A 19,219-nucleotide genomic window follows, 5' to 3' on the forward strand; every position below is an offset into this window, starting at 1 on the left:
CTGCAACCCGTCAGTCTTCGCGTAAGGCCAGCTCGAACTGATCGGTGAGCGGCTTCAAGAGATAGGAGAGCGCGGTGCGCTGTCTGGTCTGGATGAACGCTTCCGCTGGCATGCCCGGCACCAGCACCAGCCCCGCGAGCCGCTTGCGTTCACTGTCGCTGATATGGATGCGCACCAGATAGAAGGACAAGCCCGTCACCGGATCTTCGCTGAGGTCGGCTGCAATTCGCTCAACAGTTCCGTCGAGTTCCGGCGTCGTGCGTTGATTGAAGGCGCTCAGGCGCACCAAGGCGGTCTGTCCCAGATGGAGCTGGTCCACATCCTCCGGCTTGACCCGCACATCAAGGGACAGGCTGTCATTCCTCGGCACGATCAGCATCAGATTCTCACCGGGGGGGGCCACCCCACCGACCGTGTGGATCTCGAGCTGATGCACAGCGCCATCCTGCGGTGCGCGGATATCAATCCGCCGCAATTCGTCTTCCGTCGCCAGTTTGCGTTCGCGCAATTCGCCGGTTTCCATCTGCGCGGACCGCAGCTCGCGGCCGACCTCGGCCTTGAAATCCTGATCGATCTGAAGGATCTGCAGCCTGGCTTCCGCGATCCGCCCGGCCGCCTGCGCGGCCGCAGCAATTGCCTCGCCCCGGTCGCCTGCAAAAGTCGCAGCCTCCCGCTCCAGCGCGCTCAGCCGCTGCACGGACACCAGCTTGCGGGAATAGAGCGGCCGCAAGGAGGCCAGCTCGTCATCCAGCACTTTCAACGCCTGCTCAAAGGCGGAAATCTGGGCCTGATATCCTTCAATTTCATAGTCATACTGGGAAATGCGCTCTTTCAGCTGTTCTTTTTTACTGGTGCGCAAGTCCCGGCGGAAATGAAACAGAATGCGTTCACTGCGCAGGGCCTTGGCGGTTTCCTGATCGGACTGCGCAAGCCGCTCCAGATCCTCTGGAAAAACCAAAATGCCCAGATCATCCCGCTCCGCCTCAAGGCGCGCCAGCTGGGCCCGCAACTCGTTCAGCCGGTTGGTCACAATGGCATTGTTGGTACGCGCCTCCGTGCCATCCAGCCGGATAACAACATCGCCTGCACGCACATTCTGTCCTTCGCGCACCAAGAGTTCGCCGACCACCCCGCCAGTGGGGTGCTGCACCGCCTTCACATGGCTTTCCACCACGAAAGACCCTGCGGCAACCACCGCGCCGACCAGCGTGCTGCCCATGGCCCAGGAGACAAGCCCCACGCCAAGCCCGAAACTGAGCACGGCGCACACTCCGACATGGCGCAGCAAGGACCGGTTGAGATGTTTCAAATCACTCATTCGGATGTCTCCTTGCCAGGTTCAGCAGCTTTGGGGATCTCAGGCGGCAGCGGACTGCTCGCGACCACACGCAAGGGATTGAGCATTTGCGCGCCGTGGGATGAGGGCGTTTTGACCGGCGCTGGCACAGCCCCCGGTTTCTTCATCACCTGGGCCAGAACCTCCTCCTTGGGACCGAGCGCTTTCACCCGGCCATTCTCCAGGATCAGCACCTGATCCACAGCCGCCATGGCACTAGGCCGGTGGGCGATGACCACAGCAATGCCGTTGCGCTCCTTCTGGTGCTGGATGGCTTTCAGAAGAGCCTCTTCTCCGGTCGCGTCCAGATTGGCATTCGGCTCGTCCAGCACAAGCAGGAAGGGATTGCCGAACAACGCCCGGGCGAGACCGATCCGCTGTTTCTGACCGCCTGAAAGCCCAGCTCCGTCAAGGCCGATGCCCGTCTGGTAGCCCTTGGGAAGGGAGATGATGAAGTCATGGGCGCGCGCGGCCTGTGCGGCCTCGACAATATCCTCATCCCGCGCGCCCGGCCGGAACCGGGCGATATTCTCGGCGATCGTGCCTTCAAACAGCTCCGCAGACTGGGGCAGATACCCAATGTGGCAGCCGAGGTCCACCGGGTTCCATTGATCAAGGGAGGCGCCGTCGATCCGCACGTCCCCGCGCGGCGGGGCCCAGACCCCGGTCAGCACCCGGGCCAACGAGGTCTTGCCGCAGCCGGACGGACCAATCACCCCAAGAGCGGCACCTGCCTCCAGCCGGAACGAGACATTGGCCAGACACGGTGCGCCGCCGCCAGGCGGGACAACCACCAGATCAGCGACCTGAACGGTGCGGCACGGAGCCGGAAGCTTCAGCACCTCCTCCTTGGGTGCAAAGTCCCGTAAAATGCCTCTCAAGCGCTGCCAGCCCTGACGGGCACCAACAAAGTGTTTCCATTGCGCAATTGCGGTGTCGACCGGGGCCATTGCCCGTCCCATCATCACGGAGGCGGCAATCATTACGCCGGCGGAGGCCTGCTGTTCAATCACCAGCCAGGCCCCCACGGCCAGAATGGCGGATTGCAGCACTTGACGCAGGGCGCGGGCGAGCGCGTTCATGGAGGCGCCGGTGTCGCCGCTTTTGCGGCTGGCGGCCAGATAGGACCGGTTATGGCCCTGCCAGCGGTCATAGACCGCCTCTTCCATCCCCATGGCTCGGATGCTCTCCGCATTCCGGCGGGCTGCTTCGGAAACGGCAGCACGCTCCATGCCCTTGTCGACAGCAACGCGCGAGGGCCGGCGGACGGCAAAATCTGCGGCCAGGGTAAGTGAGAACAACAGGACGGCCCCGGCCAGAGCGGTCACGCCCAGCCAGACATGCAACAGGAAACAGATGCCCAGATACAGCGGCACCCAGGGCAGATCCAAAAACGCGCCGGGCCCCGGGCCGGACAGGAAGGCGCGCACGGTGTCAAGGTCCCGCATAGGCTGCTGGCCATCGCCGGAAACGCGGGCGGCCAGGGGCAGCCGCGCAATGGCGGACAGCACTGTTCTGGAAAAACGGGTATCCAATCCTTCCCCGAGGCGCAGCAGCAGGCGGGCCCGCAAGCCATCCAGCAGCGCCTGAAACCCGTAGAGCATTCCGGCCAGCACGCACAAAGCAACAAGGGTCGGCACACTGCGGCTCGCAAGCACCCGGTCGTAAACCTGCAACATGAACAGCGGCCCGTTCAGCGCAAGCAGGTTCAAAAAGGCACTGGCTGCGAACAGGGCCAGGCCGGCCCGCTTCAGGGGCAGGAACACTGCCCCGGCTTCACGCCGGGACAGCATTTCAGTCTGGCTGTTTGCCATGGTCACGGGAGATCCCGATCAGGCAAACAGGAAGTCGGAAGCATCGATGACGGACGCATCCGTGTCGGCGAGAGTAATGCTCACAGACGTGTCATCCGCATAGGCGACGAGCGTGTCGGTTCCAGCCTGATAGACGCTCAGATCATCGAAGGATGTTACGCCCCAGGCAGAGACGTCCAGCGTATCGGTTCCATCCTGATATCCGGAGGTGCCCGTTCCCCCAGCTTCGACGGTGTCGTTCCCACCTGAGAACACAAACGTGTCTTCCCCGGCAAAGCCGGTCAAAACATCAGATGCAGCGGTGTCATTGATGACCGTCCCGACTTCCGCCAGGTAGCTGTAAAGGTAGGAGGTGGAACCCTGTACGCTCAGGCCATAAATGGCATAGTCCAGAAGATCACCGGCACCTGACGTGTCATAATTCGGGTCGTTGGTGATCACCAGTTCGGAGGTCACGGAGAACCCGCTGGCGCTGGACTCGCTGTAGCCTGTGCCAAGCGTGATTGTGTCCACATCCCCGGTCAGGTTGCCCTGGCTGTATTGCATGTCGCCATCCAGAACGATGCCGTTCGACCCCGCGCTGCCGGCAGCCCACTGGTCATAGGTGGCAGTGCTGGACGGCTGGGTGACGATCCCGTCCGTGGCATTCCAGAAGGCCCCATAGTTGGAAGTGAAGCCGTTCGACCAGCTCGCCAGATAAGATACCATGTTGGAAGACGCGCTGGTAAGATCGATAATGGCAGCCATGGGTATTCTCCTTGAGTTTGCTGCTGTTGCCCGGTTGCACGGGCACTTTGTCCCTGGCCGGAGGGCTTTCCGGCCAGGGCTTCCGGGGGCTGAAAGCCCTCCGAAATCGAGGATCTTGCGACCGCCTGGGGCTAAGAGCCCAGGCGCAGAACCATCAATCTGTCAGTTTGCTGTCCAGGACGGTTCTCAAGAGCCGTAACCGTCGGATGGCGGTGTCAGAACCGGAGCGTCAGAGACGCCTGCACGGTGCGCCCCGGCGCGACATAGGTGCTGTTGGGCGGCACATAGTTGATGTCAGTCACATTGTTGGCGGAAAAGCGCAGCACGGCGTGGTCATTCGCCTTGAAAGAGCCGAAGAGATCCAGCGTCGTATAAGGATCGCCATAGACTTCCAGCGGATTGCCCTCACTGTCCAGTGTGGCCGCTTCCGTGGCCGTGACATGGCTCACACGCGCTCCGAGGGACAGGCGGCGGTCAAACAAGCGCACCCCTGCGTTCAACACAAGTTTCTGTCGCGGTGGCACTTCGGAATTGAAGAAGATCGTTTCGCCGGTCGTGGACACGTTGCTGTTGCTGAACCGGTCGGTTTTTTGCGGCCACTCGACATCAAGCAGGGTCAGAGAAGCGCCAAACCAGGCGACCCCGGCATCATAGTTGCCCTCCAGCTCGATGCCCTTCATCTGGGTGGTGCCATCCAGATTGACAAAACCGTAATAGGTATGGGTGACTTGCGCATCCGGAACAATGTCGCCGACAACGATATAGTCTTCAATTTCCCTGTAGAACGCGGATGCCTTGATCCGCAGGCTGTCTCCCGGTGTCAACAGATCGTTGGTAAACACATTTGCGCCAAGTTCAAAGGTTCGCGCTTTTTCCGGGGACAGATCCAAATTCGGGGCCAGCGACGTTCCGACATAGTCTCCAGGCGACAAGGCTCCGGAAGCAAAGGTTTCCGAGATGGTTGGAGGACGGAAGCTTTGAGAATAGCTGGCATAGGGTTTGAACCAGTCGAAAGGCGCGAGCTCCACGGTTGCAGATGGCAGCCACGCCCCATCGGATCGCTCAATATCAAGCGTTTCTGAATTCACCGTGGTCGTACTTGAGTATATCGTTTGGCCAGCGCTCACAAAACTGCCATCAATGGCCTCACCCATTTGGGAACTGAATATGGTCACCAAAATTGCCGGCAGAGCTGCTGCTGCTGACGGGTCTGTGGACAACAGATAATCATATTGAGATATCACCGATTGAACGACATATGCGGTGCGGGAGGTCGTCTGGTCGCTGTATGTTGAGGTTCCTTTCAAGCGATACCAGTCATAGCGAAGTCCACCGGAAACGGACAACCAGTTCACAGGCTCAAGCGTGCCGTTGAGAAAGGCGCTTGCGACATCGCGCCGGCCCGGAGGCGACCAGCTGCCATAGGAGTTTTCATAAATCGGGTTGCTGTCGATACTTGTGCTGGAAGCTTGCTTGTTTGAAACATCGCGGAAGGCCTCCACACCATAGTCCAGGCTCAGCGCCCCCAGCGACGTGGACAGCTCGCTTGTATTGTCCAGAATAAAGCCAAAACTTGTGAATTCCGTCGCAATGCCGGTTTCAGCAGACGAGCTGCGCGCTTCACGCGTTTCGTCGTTTGACGTGGTCTGGGCCCAAAGCTTGCCGGACAGGTCGATCAGCGTGTTGTCCGGTGTCCAGCCGATATCGGCCACCACCGTGTTCGAACCAACGTCGAACGAACTGCCATTCCCATCTGCAGTCGTGCTGTAGCGGAAGGCATTGTGCTGGTGCAGCCAGGACAAGGAAGCCGTCACTTCCTCCAGCTCCGCTTCCACCTTGGCAAACCCGCTCCAGCTCCGCCGGTAAGTCAGGTCATAACGGCCATCGGCAACACCATTTTCCCCCGGCTCATAGGTGCCCATGCGCTTGCGGCTTGCCCCGAGCGTAACCGAGATCACCTCCCCCAGGCGCATGGCTCCGACAAAGGACCCGTCCAATTCATATCCATTGGTACCGGCCCCGCCTTCAACTTCCATGCCCCAGGACTTGCCCGGCTCGATAATGTCGTCCGCCCCCACAAGCCTGAAATCGACGGCGCCCCCCAAGGACCCCGCATTGTTGGCAGAGGCTCCGGTTTTCTTGGTAATGTCCACGGCCCGCACAAATGATGTATCGACAAAAGCCAGGCCAATTCCGCCCGTGGATGTGCCGCCATAGCGCCCGCCATCCTGGGCGTTCTGCCGCGCTCCTTCAATGGAGACGACCACACGCCCGGCATCCTGCAAGCCGCGCACATTTGGGGAGACGGTTGGGAAACTGCCAACGGTTGCGCCCTGATAGGCCCCGGCCACCGAATTGAAAAGCTGGTTGGTGCCACGGACGCCGCTGTCGGCAATAGCTTCGCTGGTAATCACGCTCACACTGTCAGCCGTTTCATAGACCCAGTCCGGCGTCCCGGCATAACCGGTGCCCGTATTGTCCGTGACCACGATCAGGTCGAGCACCTCCTCGCCGGCTTCACCGGTTCGGGTGACAGCGGCCTCTGTTGAGGAAATGATGACCGTGCCGGCTTCGGACACCCACCAGTAGAGGCCGGTTCCAGCCAGCATCTGCGACAGGGCCGCATAAGGATCCATCGTTCCGGAAACCGCGTTGGTCGCAATCCCGCTGCCGATGGCCGTAGCCAAGGAAATCTGCAGACCGGACTGACGCCCAAAAGCCGCCATGGCCGGTCCCACCGGCTGGCTGGGAATATTAAAGCTGACCTGAGCAGCCTCAACCTCCTGGGCCTGCGCCCCGCCGCTGACAGCCCCCGGCACTGCAGCTGTCATCACCGACAAGACGATTGTCATGGCCCATAGCAGCCCCAAACGTCTGGCTTGCCTCCCGCAAACAACTCCTCCAAATCCGGACCCCGTCCCATTACGCATCATACTCTACCCACCACTCCTGTCAGATATCCGCGCGTTGGCAGGCCTGCCTTGGCATCGGATCTCGGACAGTTAGACGAGCGGCATCGGGATTTTTTTCAGGGCAGCGTAAAAAAATATGAATTTATTATTCATATTTATCAGCTTGCTCCTCTCAGAACATGAAAGTAGGGAGAAATTTCAATAACTTGACCGCCAAATGGCGCCACCAGCGCCCGCAAGGCACGGTCCGGTTTGGAGAGATCGAAGATCCCTGTGACCCGACGAGAGGCCAGCTGGCTGTCCGGAATGGTGATCCACCCCACCTGATAGCGGCCAATCTGTTCGGCCACACTGGCAACAGTCTGGCCGGACACCACAAGACGCCCCCGACGCCAGGCCGCGATATCGGCCGGGTCGACGGCCAGCACAGAAGCAGCGCCGCTGGCCCTGTCGACGCGTAGCATGTGCCCCGGCTGAAGCGCCACTTTATCCGCCATCTCCAGATCGGGCATCGCCGTGACTGCGCCCTCCAGAAGGGCAACCGACGTTGCCGCCTGCCCCCGGCGCAGGTTGAATTCCGTTCCAAGGACTTTCACCTGAAAGCCTCCGGCCGTGACCGTGAAGGGCCGCTCCGGGTCCCGGGCCACGTCAAAAAACGCCTCTCCGGCCAGAAGTGTCACCTGGCGTTTTCCCCCTTCAAACTCTTCGGCAATGGCGCTCCGGCCCGCCAGGGTCACCCGGCTGCCATCTTGAAGATCAATGGTCCGGATTTCGCCCGTTGCCGTGGCATGATCCGCTTCAAGCCGCAGGAGCCAGCCCGGAGCCAGCACCAGCACAAGGCAGGCGGCAAGGGCACAGGCCGCGAAGGCGCCCGCCCGCCGGAGGCCGCGCGCGCCTTTACGAAAGGTTTGCTTATTGTGGTCAAAAGATGCTGAAAGATCCCTCGCGCGCATCTCAAAGGACGGGACCCTCGCCGCCCCCTCCGCCCGCAAGAGGCCAGGCTCGATCATATCAAGTGCCTGCCAGGCCTTGCAGGTTCTTTTCCAGGCGGCGTCATGGTGCGGATGCTGACGCCGCCAGGCATCAAAGCCTGACAGCAGCGCGCTGTCTGCCCGGTTCTCCTGCAGTTTGAGAAACCAGTCGGCCGCATCCTCCAAAACGCTTTGCGGAATGCCCCCTTCCGCCGTCTGGTCAAAGTCACTCATGCGCCCGCTCTTGTCCTCTCCTGCGGCCGCGGCCGGCCCGGAACTGTTCAATCCTGTTTTTTAAAACGATTACCAAAGACTTTTTTTTCAGCGAAGCTGCGTTTTTTCAGTAAAAAAAAGCCCGTTCTCTTCAAAACACCCAGATCCGGACCTGGTTTACGCGTCGGGATTGCTCAAGGCGGCAAGGGCCGCAAGGGTCTTGCGCAGAATCCGGTGGACACTGGCCACCGAAATCTCCAGCTGCGCTGCGATCTGAACCATGGTCAGCCCCCGGAACCGGTAGAGCTCCAGCACAAGACCGTATTCCTCCGGACAGGTTTTCAGATAGTCGGAAATGCGGCGAAGCTCGTCGGCGGCAACCATGCTGTGCTCGGGCGTGGAGTCCCCCTGCGGCGCGGCCCAGTCCGGCAACTCCTGAGCATTCAGGCCGCTTTCCCGCTTGCGTCTGCGTTTCCAGTCCAGGGCCAGATTATGCGCAATGCTGAACAGGTAAGCCCGGACAGACCCGGTGATCTGGTCGTGCCGACGGGAAAAGCGCAGATAGACCTCCTGCACGATCTCTTCCGCATCATCCCGCGAGCCGATCATCGGCGCCACATAATTCACCAGGGCCATACGATGCGCCAAATAGCACGCAAAGCCGTCCTCGCCGTCTTGACAGATCATCACCCCACCCGAGCCCGGCGCATCTGTGCCGGCTGTCAAACGTTTGCATAAAAATCGAAAAACACATCCGCCCGGACCGGTTCGTGCGAAGAAATCTTCGGGAAACCGGCCGCCAAGATCCGTTTGTCTGGGCCGAGGGAGCGGCTGCGCACACCTTGGCGCCCGGTCTTCTGAGCGCCCGAATAAAACTTAACAAAAAAACTCATATTTCTGCAAGCCACTTCTGCGGCAACAGAACGCCCGGCCGCTTTGCCTGCACAACACCTCGCAGAGACGGGACAAACGATCGGAAAACCGCCTTCCCATATCTCCCCGGCCCTGCCGCAGGCCAAACGCGCGGCAGATGCGGATCAACAAATTCCGCAAAGAAATCAAACCATCAAAACAGATATTCGAGCACAGAAAGGTCTCCGATGGTGCCAAGGGCCGCATAGCTGGCCTCCAACTGCACTTCGTAACTGGAGGCTTCAACAATGAGCTGTGCCACATCCGCATCGGAGATACTGCTGACCATCTCCTCAAGCGAGGCCACATACTCGTTTTCGCTGCTCACATAGCTTTCCAGCGCCGAAGCATCCGAGGAGGCCATGCTCTGCAAGGCAATGATACCGTCCTGGGCGCTGACCAGAAGTTCTGACAGGGCTTCCATGTCGTCGGTCGTCAGCGTATCGGACGTTGCTGCATAGGAGAGCGCACGAAGGGCCTCCTCAATGGCTTCCGTATCAGCCGTTACCCCATAGTCTATCGACCGGTCCGAGCTCAGCCGCACGGTCTGGGTATAGTCGTCGCCGGTATAGTAACTGGTGTCGGTGGTGGTCAGGTCGGCAGCCACATAGGTCTCCAGATCCACCGGGGCGTCCTGCGTGTTGCTGCCCGCGAACAGATAGCGGCCGTTCAACTGCGTGTTCAAAAGAGACTGCAATTCCTCCAGATAGGAGGCCGCAGCCGTCTGCAGGCCCGACAGGTCATCCTCGGTGCTGACAGCCGACACCTCGGTGCGCATGGAGGTCAGAAGATCGCTCATACTGCCAAGGGCGGAATAGGTGGTCTCGACCCGCGTCAGCGCATCCCCGGCAACCGAGACGGACGCCTCGGACCGTGCAATTGAAACTTCCAGTTCAACCAGCTTGGACGCATCCGTGCCAAGGCCAGCATAGTCGCTGGAAATCTTTCCGCTGGATTGCTGCTCCTGATTTTCCGCCAGTTTTGCCTGGGTTTCCAGCGCATTTTTCAGAACCTGGGAGGTCTGATTGAACGTCGCAACACGCATAACCATTTCGCACGCTCCTGAAGACATGCCGTGCGGGCGCAGAAGCCGCCCTTTGAAACGCCGGGTTAGCTGACCGCTTCCAGCAGTTCCTCGAACATTTCGTTGACCACGCTCAAAAGCGTGGAGGCTGCGGAATAAAGCTGTTCCAGTTCCGACAACCGGGCGAGCTCCTCATCCACATTGACCCCGTAGGTGGACGAGATCGTGTCTGAGACGGTGCTCAATTCGGTCTCGGCCAGGTCGAGCGCGCTTTCGGCGGAATTGGCCTTGGTGACCGCATCGGCCAGAATGTCGTTGGCATAGCTGGTGAAGGACATGGTGCCCCCGCTGAGCCCGCCCGCATCATCAAAGGTCACCTCCCCTTGCAGGACATCCAGAAGGGCGTAGGCGACTTCCGAAGGCAGCGTGTCCCCGAGCAGTTCGGACGGATCAGAGGTGACCGTCTCACTGACCGAAATGTCCGACGCCCCGGTGCCGGTGAGCGTGTCCGCGGACACCCCATTCACGCTTTCGATGAATGTTGTGGCAAACTCGTCAAGCATGTCCTGATAGGCTGGCAGGGTTTCGTCGCGCAGTTCCAACAGCGCCCCGATCGTGCCCGTATCGATGTCATCCGTGATGTCCAAGCCGTCAACGGAAACGGTTGTGGTGCCGTCGGCCGACGTGTCCGTGGTCAAAAGATGAGCCGTGTCGCCCACCAGCATCTGGCCACTGTCCGTATAGACCTTGACCGTACCATTGTCGGCCTTCGCATAGCTGATGCCCATCTGCTCCGACAAGGCCGCCAGGGCGGAATTCAGCTCATCTTCCAGATCCGCCGTGCTGCCGCCCCGGGCCGCAACAGCCTCAATCTGCTCATTCAGACTGTCAATCGTGCTGATGGCCTCATTGGCGGCTGTGACCGCATCACCGATTTCCTCGTCCGCCTGGTCGATTTGGTCCTGGACGTCGGACGACAGGCTGTTGATTTGGGAGACAACCTCTTCAAGCGCCGAGACGGCAGCACTTGCCAGGCTTTCGCTTTCTGGCGTTTCGGCCAGCGTGGTCAGGGCGGTTTCAAAGTCGGACAGGGTGTTGGCAAGTGAACTGCCATCCCCGCTGTCATCGGAGGTCTCGCCAAGCGATTGCTGCAGGCTGTCCAGATAACTGGCCGTTGCCGTTGCAGAGGCGGCGCTGCTGGTGGCCTCCAGAAGGTCTTCCACCAGATACTTGCTGACGCTTGAGGAAATCCCCGTCACCGAAACCCCGGTGCCAACACCAGAGGTGGTGGTGGCCGAGGTGGTGGCCGACTTTGCCGTATAGCCATCGGTGTCGGCATTGGCGATGTTGGCAGATGTAACGGAGGTCTGGACCTGCGAGCTGCTGATGGCGCTGGAGGCAATGGAAGCGGCTGTACTCAAACTGGTCATAGCCGGTTCTCCCCGTCAAGCTTCGTAGCGGCGGCCGACGGAAATGGGCCGCACCGGGTTCTGGCCATAACCGCCGCGATTGTCGTAACGGGCATTGGCGGTCTGCTTGTCGCGGATCGCCCGCATGATGGTCTGCACCCGGCGTTTGCTGGCGTTGAGCGCCCGCACGAGGTTCTGGCTGTTGTCCGACAAGGCCTTGGTCAGGCGGTCATTGACCGCTTGCAATTCGGCAAATTTCTGCGGTGAGGCCAGCAGAAACAGGTTGCTCTGGGCCTTGAACAGATCCAGAAAATCCGCAAGCTCCCGGGAAAGCTTCTGCTTGTTCTCAAGAAGATCATCAATCGGCCGGGGCCGCCCGCTGGACAGTCGGCGGTTTTCTTCCTCCGCAACCGCCAGCAGGCTTTCGGAAATCCGGATGGCATTGTCAACTGCCGCCTCCACCTTTTCAATGTCCCTGGAGGACAGTAAGACACTGGAGGCCTTGACCGGCCGTTTTTTCTGATTTGCAGCAGACATGTTCACCTACCTTGGGATTTCCATGCATTCGCCATTCTGGCGTAGGCCCCGGCGGCCTGGGAGGCCGCCGTGGATCGGGACATTTTCGCGCCCGTTTCCTTCTGTTGCGCCCGCATTTCCCGGGTCACCTCTTCAAGATCCTTCTTGAGGAGCAGCAGCTTCAGTTTTCTGGCGGGCGTGTTCCCGCCCGCGCCAATCCGCACGATTTCCGCATGCAGACGCTTGTGCCGGTCTTTCAGCTTCCTCAAGTCATCGCTCATGACGCTTACCGAACCGCATCGAGCAGCGTGTCGTACATGTCATTGGCCGTGGACATGATCTGCGAGGCGGCCGAATAGGCCTGCTGCGCGGACAGCATCTTGGAGAATTCCTCACTGGTGTCGACGGTGCTCGATTCCAGCCATCCGCCGGAGATCGTTCCGGCGCCCCCTTCACCCGCCTCATGCAAGGTCGCGTTGCCGGATTCCGAGGAACGGGCATAGACACTGCCGCTCAATTCCGTCAGACCGTCAGCATTTCCAAATGTTGCCACCGGTATCTGGAAGATCGGCCGTTCTTCGCCATTGTCGAAATAAGCGATCACCATGCCGTCATCGTCAATTTCGATTGAGCTGAGATTGCCATAGGCCAGACCGTCCTGGTCGACCGACTGCACATCAATGGACGGATCATCGCTGTCGGAAGAATACTGGGTCAGGCCGCTGTCGGTGTCTGCGTCGCCCAGATCTACCGAAATCGTGCTGTCGGCCGCTCCGGTCGTCCAGTTTTCAATCGTCAGCTCTACCGGATCGGGATCGGTCGAGGCCAGTGTGCCGTCGGAGTTGAAGGTGACGGTCACAGGGTCGGAGGTCACCGTTCCGATGGTCTCACCGGAGGAGGCCAGAACCGGATCGGAGTACGTGATTTCCCATGTGTTTTCGGCGGTCTTGTTGTAGGTCGCCGTGATCGTGCTGGTCGTGCCCAGGGAATCGTAGACTTCGAACGTGGTTTCGAAACTGTCGCCGATTTCCGCATCCGCCGGCAAGTTCGCCTGGATAGCCACATTGGACGTGGCCTCCACAGAACTTTGAACAGAATCGAGGTCAATCGTGGTCAGGGCATTCTCACTGGTGCCACCAATCGGATTGCCATCCTCATCCGTGGCCCAGCCCAGCAGGTAATAGTCGCCATTGACCAGATAGCCGTCACTGTTGACGGTGAATTCGCCGTCCCGGGTGTAATAGGTGGAAGTGGCGTCCGTGGAATCGGAGACGATGAAAAAGCCATCGCCTTCAATCGCCATGTGGGTCGCCTCGGTGGACTCCACCAAAAGCCCCTGCTCATCCACATTCGATACCATGGTCGCAGCCACACCACCGCTGGAATTGGACCCGCTGCCCGCCACCAGGCTGGAGAAGCTGGTGGTTGAGGACTTGTATCCGGTGGTCTGGGAGTTGGCCAGATTGTCCGAAATCACCGACAGGGCGGAACTTTGGGCAGACAGGGCCGAAATGGCAGCGTTCAGGGCGCCTTGGATACTCATTGCACTCTCCCTTAGCCCGTCGAGGCGACGGCAAGAACGTTTTCAAGAAGGACGGCTGCATCACCGATGCCCAGAACGACATCGTCGCCCGAGCTGTCGACGGCGGTGACTTCGGCGATGACAGTGGTGCTACCGGAAACCTCGTTTCCGTCACTGTCCGTGGCGTCGACCACGATGGTGTACTGGCCACCATCTTCCAGCTGCTCACCATCGGAGGTCACGCCATCCCAGGTGAAGGAATGGGACCCTTCGGAGGTCTCGCCGTCTTCGCTGTAAACGAGATTGCCGTCCGCATCGTAGATCGAGACGGTGATGCTCTCCGCGTCGCTGTCGAGGGTGTAGGACCAGTTGGCCTCGCCATCCTGCAGCGACGTGGTGTTGCCCACCGCTTCAACCGTCTGGTTCAGGTAGCCAAGCCCCTGGGTGTTCATGAAACTCGACACGCTGTCCGTCAGGCTGCTGAGCTGGTCGGAGATCTCCGTCAGCGTCTCGGTGCTGGAATAAGACGCGAGCTGGCTGAGATATTCGCCGGTGTCAGCCGGATCGGTCGGATCCTGATACTGAAGCTGCTGAACCATCAACAACAAGAATTCATCACTGTCGATGCTTGTTCTGTTCGCATCTTCAGTAGCACTATCGCTCGTCGTTGTAGTTGTCGTTGTGTAAGAGTTCACTGTGGATATGCTCATATCCTCAACTCCACCTGATGATTTCGACCCTTCAGCGGAGCTTTACTTAAGTAAGAACACAGCAAACCCGCTCTATTAGTGAAACGTTCGCGAGAACCGTTTCAGGCGGAGTTTTTTTTTAAAAAAATTACTAAGTAAAAAATGCCCAGAAGCTTATAAAAACAAGGAAATACTTGCCGAGCAGCAAAACACCACTGCACGCGCCCTGAAAAGGCAAAAACCCGGGACTTTTGATGCCCGCACAGCAACTACAAATCAGTGGATAAGGTCAAAACGACAAAGGCCCGGCAGTTTTTGCCGGGCCTTGTGCGATTTTTCCGGGCCGCACGCCGCGCGATATCAGCGCCGGGCGAGACTCAAACAGTCAGCATGTCAGGATGATTCACGCGCCTTTTGCATGATCTTGCCGACAAGATCTCGCGGGGCCTTTGGCCCCTGGCGGGAGGTGAGCAGGTGCGCAAGATCCTGTTCTTCTTTCAGGCGATACCGTGCGTCATCAGACATTTTCAGCAGTTCTCTGGCCGATTCCTGCTCAATCGCAGGCCAGCCATCCAGGTTGCACCCGTGCTTGTCGAGCAGCGCGTCAAATTTATCTAAAGCCATTCGGGGCTTGAAAGCGTCCATCTGCGAACCGGCAAATCATTGACCACGGCTCAGACGGTACAGGCAAGCGCCCGGGATGTCTACGTCTTCAGAAACACTCTGCAATAATTCGCCGGTCGTAAATCTCGTCCTGAAGCGCCGTCAGTGAGCGCTCGGACAGCGGGGTCTGACCCGCCCAGGCGTTTCTGAATTCCAGCAGGCCTTCGGCCAGGGTTGCCAGGCGCTCAACCGCATCCTTCTTGCCCGCCACACGGTTCAGGGCAAAGATGTTGCGGGTGTACATTTCGATGAACTGCCGCCCGATTTTCCTGTCAATGTCCGGATCCACATTCTGGCGCAGGCCGCGCAGGATGCCGGTTGCCCGGGCAATACGGAGTTGGGAGTCTTCATATTCCTTCTTGCGCAGATGCTTTGCCCCCAGAACGATTGCATTGAGAACCTCATCCAGCAGCAGCGTGACCGCCACGGGCGGCGCCACCGCAGTGGCAGCCGTGCGATATGCGGAAATGGCGTGGTTCATGGCATAGCTCATCACTTAATCTCCTGAGTCGAGAAGAGCTTCAAGATAGTCGAGGGTCGATTCTGCTTCCTCGATGGCGGTCTGATAGGAGGCGTAGAGCGTCACCAGATAGTCGCGGTAATCCTCGGCGGACGCGATGATGTCGTCATACTCATCCTGATAATCGCTGTTCTGCTCGGTCAGATCGGTCACGATCTCCGTCAGCAAACCGTCATCTTCATCGGCATAGGAATTGACGGCGTTGTAAAGTTCTTCCGCCAGGCCGGAGGTGAAGCTGACGGTGACTGTGTCGCTCTCCGTGCCGGTGTAGACGAAGCTGATGCCTTCATACTCGGAGCCCTCGACGCCGACGATACGCGTCCCGCTGACCTCGAACAGCCCTTCCTGGCCATCCACCAGAACGCTGATCACCTCGCCGTCCTCATCAACCTCAATCTCCAGGGTCAATTCCGAAGGCATGTTGTCGTTGCGGGCCAGCAGGGCCAGATCGGTGGAGCTGGACTCCATGCTGAACAGAAGCAGACCCTCGATCTCGTCCAGATTGTTCAGGAGCGCGTCGGCCAGCTCGTCGTCATCGACCTCCAGATTGTTGTTGCTGTCATAGGAGAGGCCCAGAAGCGCCATGCTGGTATCGTCGATCATGGTCGACAGCGCTTCGGCAATGTCGCTGTTGGCCGACCGCAAAATCGAGTCGCCAAACAGCACAGCATCTGCCGCAGCCCCGCCGCCGGAGGCGACTTCCTGCTGGGTCAGAGCCCATTCACGATAGGCGTTGTAGGCTTCCACCAGAGCGTAGACCGCTTCCTGAATACTGGTCAGGGAATTGGAAATTTCAACCGAGATATATTCGCCGTCCTCAGTCTCCTGATAGAGCGAGAAGGTGATGCCCTCGATCACATCATCAATGGTGTTGCTGTTCCGGGTGACCTCGATCCCGTCGACACTGATGATCGCCTTTTGCGAGGCCTGCAGTTCGGTGACAAAGGCGCCGTCCTCATCGGTCAGTTCCAGTTCCTGACCAATGTCGTCGCCCTCCAAGGCCGTATAGACGATATCGCTGCCGGTCTCCGTTGCGGTCAGAACAAGCTGGAACTCCTCATCAGACACCTGCACAACCGTTGCGGCGACACCGCTCGTGTCCGAATTGGCATTGATCTCCTCGGCAATCTCGTCGAGGGACATGTCTTCGGTGATGGTGATCTCGACAACACTGTCCTCATCCCCGCTTTCCAGGGAGAGTTCGAACGTGCCCGACAGGCCGAGATCTGCGGTGTTGTCTTCATAAACGTCGCCGGACACCTTCTGAGCCGTGGCCAGCTGCAGGATTTCCAGCTCATAGGTGGCCACATCAATGCCGTCATCCGCGGTAACCACAACAGCGGCTTCCGCATCGGCGCCGCCAAACCCGGTCAGATAGGCTTCCCGGACCGAAAAGATGTCATCGCTTTCGGTGAGGCTGTTTTCGGTTCCTCGGATGGTTTCAAGGGCGGACGTCATGTCCTGAAGCAGGGATTGCATTTCCTCGTAGGCGGCAATCTCGGCTTCATTGTCCTCGATCTTGGATTCGATGGTCGCAGCCGGCAATTCCTTGACGGTCACCGCCGCCTCGATCAGAGCGTCCCAATCGATATCCGCATCCGTATTGGCGGAGCTGGTATAGGTGGTGGTGGTGCTTGTCGTGGACGTCGTCGATGTGGTTGTTGACGTGGTGTCGGTCACACTCATCACCTTTCTTCATGCGTTCAAGGCGCGAAAGATCCGGGCTGCTGGTGGCCTTCTGGCGCGCTCAGCAACCCGGACAAGGGTCAAGACCCGGTTACCGGATCAAGGACAGCAGATTTTCCGGCATTTCGTTCGCCTGAGACGCAGCGGCGACAGCGGCCTGCACCTTCACGCTGGCAGAGGACAGCTTCGCCTGTTCCTTGGCGATATCGACATCGGCGATGGCCGACTGGGCCGCATCCAGGTTCTCGATGCTGGTCTCGATCTGCGCGGAGCGGAACTCGAAGCGGGACATGGTCGCACCCATTTCAGCCCGGGCATTGGACACTTCGTCAATCGCCACATCTAGAAGGGCAAGAGCTTCTGCTGCGCCATCAGCGGTGGACACATCCAGATCGGCAACCCCGAGAGACTCGGATGTCAGATCCGGAAGGGTCAGCGTGATCGTATCGGTGGAAGAGGATCCGACAACGATTTCCGCACCGGTGGTGTCCACCTCGGTCGTGGTGCCTGTCGTGGTGCCTGCCGTCAGGCCCAGGGTCGACAGATCAAGGTCACCAGAGCCGTCGGCCAAGGTGATGGAAGCATCTTCACCAGTGGTGGTCGTCGTCAGGGTCAGCGTGCCGCCATCATTGGTGGCCTGGATGCTGTATTCCCCTTCCGCCTGCAGGCCAGAGTTGATCTGCTCGACCATTTCGTCAACGGTCAATGACGTATCGTCGCTGGAGAGTTCGATTTCGATGTCGTTGATCGTGATCGTACCGGTGTCCCCGGCCGTCACTGCTGCGGCTGCAGTGGCCCCGGTCACGGTGGCAGCTGTTTCAACCGTGTCGTCGGAGAAGTCGCTGGTGCCGTCCAGAAGGCTCTGGCCATTGTAGCGGGTGCTTTCCGCGATCCCGTCAATTTCTTCCTGAAGTTCCTCAAATTCCGCCTGGATATAGGCGCGCTCCGTGTCGGTAACCGTGCCGGATGCCGATTGGGAGGCCAGGGTTTTCATACGCTCCAGAATGTCACTGACATTGGCAGCGCCACCATCAGCCGTCTGCAGAACGGAAATCCCGTGAGAGGAGTTGGTGGAGGCCTGCTCAAGGGCGGCCACGTCAGAGGAAATCTTGGTGGCGATGGCAAGACCGGCCGCGTCGTCAGACGCCTTGGTGATGTTCGAGCCACTGGCCAGCTTTGACAGCGAGTCGGACTGTTCGCTGGAGTTGATATTCAGATAGCGAACCGCAGTATTGGCAGCGGTATTTGTAGAAATAACGGGCATCGTCTTCTCCTGATGATCGTAAACCCACGCAAACTGTCCGCGCGGTCGGCGTGTTTTCTGCACGCTCTGTTGATTGAACGGAGAAGTGCCCTGAAATCAGGCGAAGTTTATTTTTCGACAGGTCTGGTAGAGTTAACCATTTGTAAAAGCGTTGAGAATATCGGCGCTTTGGGCTTTCAGGATCTCACGCAGCCTTTGGCGCCCGCGCTTGAGCAGGCTCTCCACGGCGGACACGGTCGTGTCCATGATGTCCGCAATCTCGCCGTTGCTCATGTTCTCGTTATAGGAGAAGACAAGCGCGATCCTCTGCTGGTCCGGCAGCTTGCCGATCGCGCGCTCCAGAAGCTCTGCTGCCTGCTGGCGTTCCAGGCCCTGGGACTGGTTCAGACTGCCATCTTCCAGTTCCGGGATCTCATCCACGGTCTCCGCCTTGGGCTTGCGCAGAAGGTCAATACAGCGGTTGCTCACCACCCGGTAGAGCCAGGTGGAAAACTGCGCCCGCCCGGGCTGCCACACGTCCCTGCGGGTCCAGACCTGCAAAAAGGCGTCCTGAACGACATCTTCCGCATCCGCCCCGGACTGGAGGATGCGGTAGGCCACCGCATACCCCCTATCCACGTGGCGCTCGACCAGGGCCTGAAACGCATCTTCCCTGTCAGCTGCCACCAGCGCCAGTAGATGATCGTCGTCAAGGGCAGTCAGATCCACCTCGGCCGTTGCAGCCAATTGTTCGAGGCGCTTCTTGTGATCCACGTCGGTTTCGCTCTGCTCCGGCGCAGTTTCAGATATCGCAACACCCATATCCAGTTCCTCAAGACACCCGGGCCCGGAAAATCAGAGCCACGGCTACAAGTCTTTAACGTACTGATAGCGTATTTCAGGCGCGAATAATTTAATTTTTTCAGATTTTTACTAGGTAATTTATACCCAAAAAGCGTGAATATTTTTCCTATACCAGGCAAAAAATTCCCACTTTAAGATTTTTAATTAAGAATGCTCAAAAACTACCAGTATATTACAG

Annotated in this window: 17 protein-coding genes and 1 pseudogene; all 18 read right to left on the minus strand. The window is 59.0% G+C overall.

Annotation, left to right across the window (positions count from 1 at the left end; translation table 11 throughout):
* Positions 1-10: 10 nt before the first annotated feature.
* The gene (locus ACXAIC_RS07770) at positions 11-1,318 is read right to left on the minus strand and encodes an HlyD family type I secretion periplasmic adaptor subunit (protein ID WP_475175406.1); all 1,308 of its coding nucleotides are present in this window, start codon (positions 1,316-1,318) and stop codon (positions 11-13) included.
* Positions 1,315-3,150 carry a type I secretion system permease/ATPase gene (locus tag ACXAIC_RS07775; RefSeq protein ID WP_475175732.1) on the minus strand — a complete coding sequence of 612 codons (1,836 nt, stop codon included), beginning with the start codon at positions 3,148-3,150 and terminating at the stop codon, positions 1,315-1,317. Before ACXAIC_RS07775 ends, ACXAIC_RS07770 begins: the two co-directional genes overlap by 4 nt.
* Positions 3,151-3,168: 18 nt before the next feature.
* On the minus strand, positions 3,169-3,897 hold the full coding sequence (locus tag ACXAIC_RS07780; RefSeq protein ID WP_475175408.1) for a hypothetical protein: 729 nt from the start codon (positions 3,895-3,897) through the stop codon (positions 3,169-3,171).
* A 215-nt stretch (positions 3,898-4,112) separates the two neighbouring features.
* Entirely contained in the window at positions 4,113-6,749 is a 2,637-nt protein-coding gene (locus tag ACXAIC_RS07785) for a TonB-dependent receptor (protein WP_475175409.1), read from the minus strand.
* 218 nt (positions 6,750-6,967) lie between these two features.
* Entirely contained in the window at positions 6,968-8,014 is a 1,047-nt protein-coding gene (locus ACXAIC_RS07790) for a FecR family protein (RefSeq protein WP_475175412.1), read from the minus strand.
* Positions 8,015-8,170: 156 nt separating this feature from the next.
* A complete protein-coding gene (locus tag ACXAIC_RS07795) occupies positions 8,171-8,680 on the minus strand; it encodes an RNA polymerase sigma factor (RefSeq protein WP_475175413.1) in 510 nt (169 codons plus the stop codon).
* Between the two features lie 379 nt (positions 8,681-9,059).
* A complete protein-coding gene (locus tag ACXAIC_RS07800) occupies positions 9,060-9,956 on the minus strand; it encodes a flagellin (protein ID WP_475175415.1) in 897 nt (298 codons plus the stop codon).
* Positions 9,957-10,015: 59 nt separating this feature from the next.
* Positions 10,016-11,359 carry a flagellar hook-associated protein FlgK gene (flgK, locus tag ACXAIC_RS07805; protein ID WP_475175416.1) on the minus strand — a complete coding sequence of 448 codons (1,344 nt, stop codon included), beginning with the start codon at positions 11,357-11,359 and terminating at the stop codon, positions 10,016-10,018.
* A gap of 15 nt (positions 11,360-11,374) precedes the next feature.
* The gene (locus ACXAIC_RS07810) at positions 11,375-11,875 is read right to left on the minus strand and encodes a hypothetical protein (RefSeq protein ID WP_475175417.1); all 501 of its coding nucleotides are present in this window, start codon (positions 11,873-11,875) and stop codon (positions 11,375-11,377) included.
* Positions 11,876-11,877: 2 nt separating this feature from the next.
* Positions 11,878-12,135 carry a hypothetical protein gene (locus ACXAIC_RS07815; protein WP_475175419.1) on the minus strand — a complete coding sequence of 86 codons (258 nt, stop codon included), beginning with the start codon at positions 12,133-12,135 and terminating at the stop codon, positions 11,878-11,880.
* A 5-nt stretch (positions 12,136-12,140) separates the two neighbouring features.
* Entirely contained in the window at positions 12,141-13,397 is a 1,257-nt protein-coding gene (flgE, locus tag ACXAIC_RS07820) for a flagellar hook protein FlgE (RefSeq protein WP_475175421.1), read from the minus strand.
* Between the two features lie 11 nt (positions 13,398-13,408).
* On the minus strand, positions 13,409-14,086 hold the full coding sequence (locus tag ACXAIC_RS07825) for a flagellar hook assembly protein FlgD (RefSeq protein WP_475175423.1): 678 nt from the start codon (positions 14,084-14,086) through the stop codon (positions 13,409-13,411).
* Positions 14,087-14,458: 372 nt separating this feature from the next.
* On the minus strand, positions 14,459-14,710 hold the full coding sequence (locus ACXAIC_RS07830; protein ID WP_475175426.1) for a hypothetical protein: 252 nt from the start codon (positions 14,708-14,710) through the stop codon (positions 14,459-14,461).
* Between the two features lie 67 nt (positions 14,711-14,777).
* Entirely contained in the window at positions 14,778-15,221 is a 444-nt protein-coding gene (locus tag ACXAIC_RS07835; RefSeq protein ID WP_475175428.1) for a flagellar export chaperone FliS, read from the minus strand.
* Positions 15,222-15,224: 3 nt separating this feature from the next.
* Entirely contained in the window at positions 15,225-16,934 is a 1,710-nt protein-coding gene (gene fliD, locus ACXAIC_RS07840) for a flagellar filament capping protein FliD (protein WP_475175429.1), read from the minus strand.
* Positions 16,935-17,025: 91 nt separating this feature from the next.
* Positions 17,026-17,625, minus strand: a complete 600-nt coding sequence (locus ACXAIC_RS07845) for a flagellin (RefSeq protein WP_475175736.1) — start codon at positions 17,623-17,625, stop codon at positions 17,026-17,028.
* Between the two features lie 140 nt (positions 17,626-17,765).
* Positions 17,766-18,198 (minus strand): annotated as a pseudogene (locus ACXAIC_RS07850) (flagellin); the annotation flags it as partial.
* 132 nt (positions 18,199-18,330) lie between these two features.
* Complete coding sequence (locus ACXAIC_RS07855) at positions 18,331-18,999, minus strand: sigma-70 family RNA polymerase sigma factor (RefSeq protein ID WP_475175431.1); 669 nt, start codon at positions 18,997-18,999, stop codon at positions 18,331-18,333.
* Positions 19,000-19,219 lie beyond the last annotated feature (220 nt).

The organism is Roseibium sp. AWQ4_254 (assembly GCF_056161025.1).

Coding starts and splice junctions, on each gene's coding strand:
- ACXAIC_RS07835 (WP_475175428.1), bottom strand. CDS start 15,221: ATGAGCTATGCCATGAACCACGCCATTTCCGCATATCGCACGGCTGCC.
- flgK (WP_475175416.1), bottom strand. CDS start 11,359: ATGACCAGTTTGAGTACAGCCGCTTCCATTGCCTCCAGCGCCATCAGC.
- ACXAIC_RS07855 (WP_475175431.1), bottom strand. CDS start 18,999: ATGGGTGTTGCGATATCTGAAACTGCGCCGGAGCAGAGCGAAACCGAC.
- ACXAIC_RS07810 (WP_475175417.1), bottom strand. CDS start 11,875: ATGTCTGCTGCAAATCAGAAAAAACGGCCGGTCAAGGCCTCCAGTGTC.
- flgE (WP_475175421.1), bottom strand. CDS start 13,397: ATGAGTATCCAAGGCGCCCTGAACGCTGCCATTTCGGCCCTGTCTGCC.
- ACXAIC_RS07825 (WP_475175423.1), bottom strand. CDS start 14,086: ATGAGCATATCCACAGTGAACTCTTACACAACGACAACTACAACGACG.
- ACXAIC_RS07785 (WP_475175409.1), bottom strand. CDS start 6,749: ATGACAATCGTCTTGTCGGTGATGACAGCTGCAGTGCCGGGGGCTGTC.
- ACXAIC_RS07795 (WP_475175413.1), bottom strand. CDS start 8,680: ATGATCTGTCAAGACGGCGAGGACGGCTTTGCGTGCTATTTGGCGCAT.
- ACXAIC_RS07845 (WP_475175736.1), bottom strand. CDS start 17,625: ATGGTCGAGCAGATCAACTCTGGCCTGCAGGCGGAAGGGGAATACAGC.
- ACXAIC_RS07770 (WP_475175406.1), bottom strand. CDS start 1,318: ATGAGTGATTTGAAACATCTCAACCGGTCCTTGCTGCGCCATGTCGGA.
- ACXAIC_RS07830 (WP_475175426.1), bottom strand. CDS start 14,710: ATGGACGCTTTCAAGCCCCGAATGGCTTTAGATAAATTTGACGCGCTG.
- ACXAIC_RS07775 (WP_475175732.1), bottom strand. CDS start 3,150: ATGGCAAACAGCCAGACTGAAATGCTGTCCCGGCGTGAAGCCGGGGCA.
- ACXAIC_RS07780 (WP_475175408.1), bottom strand. CDS start 3,897: ATGGCTGCCATTATCGATCTTACCAGCGCGTCTTCCAACATGGTATCT.
- ACXAIC_RS07800 (WP_475175415.1), bottom strand. CDS start 9,956: ATGGTTATGCGTGTTGCGACGTTCAATCAGACCTCCCAGGTTCTGAAA.
- ACXAIC_RS07815 (WP_475175419.1), bottom strand. CDS start 12,135: ATGAGCGATGACTTGAGGAAGCTGAAAGACCGGCACAAGCGTCTGCAT.
- fliD (WP_475175429.1), bottom strand. CDS start 16,934: ATGAGTGTGACCGACACCACGTCAACAACCACATCGACGACGTCCACG.
- ACXAIC_RS07790 (WP_475175412.1), bottom strand. CDS start 8,014: ATGAGTGACTTTGACCAGACGGCGGAAGGGGGCATTCCGCAAAGCGTT.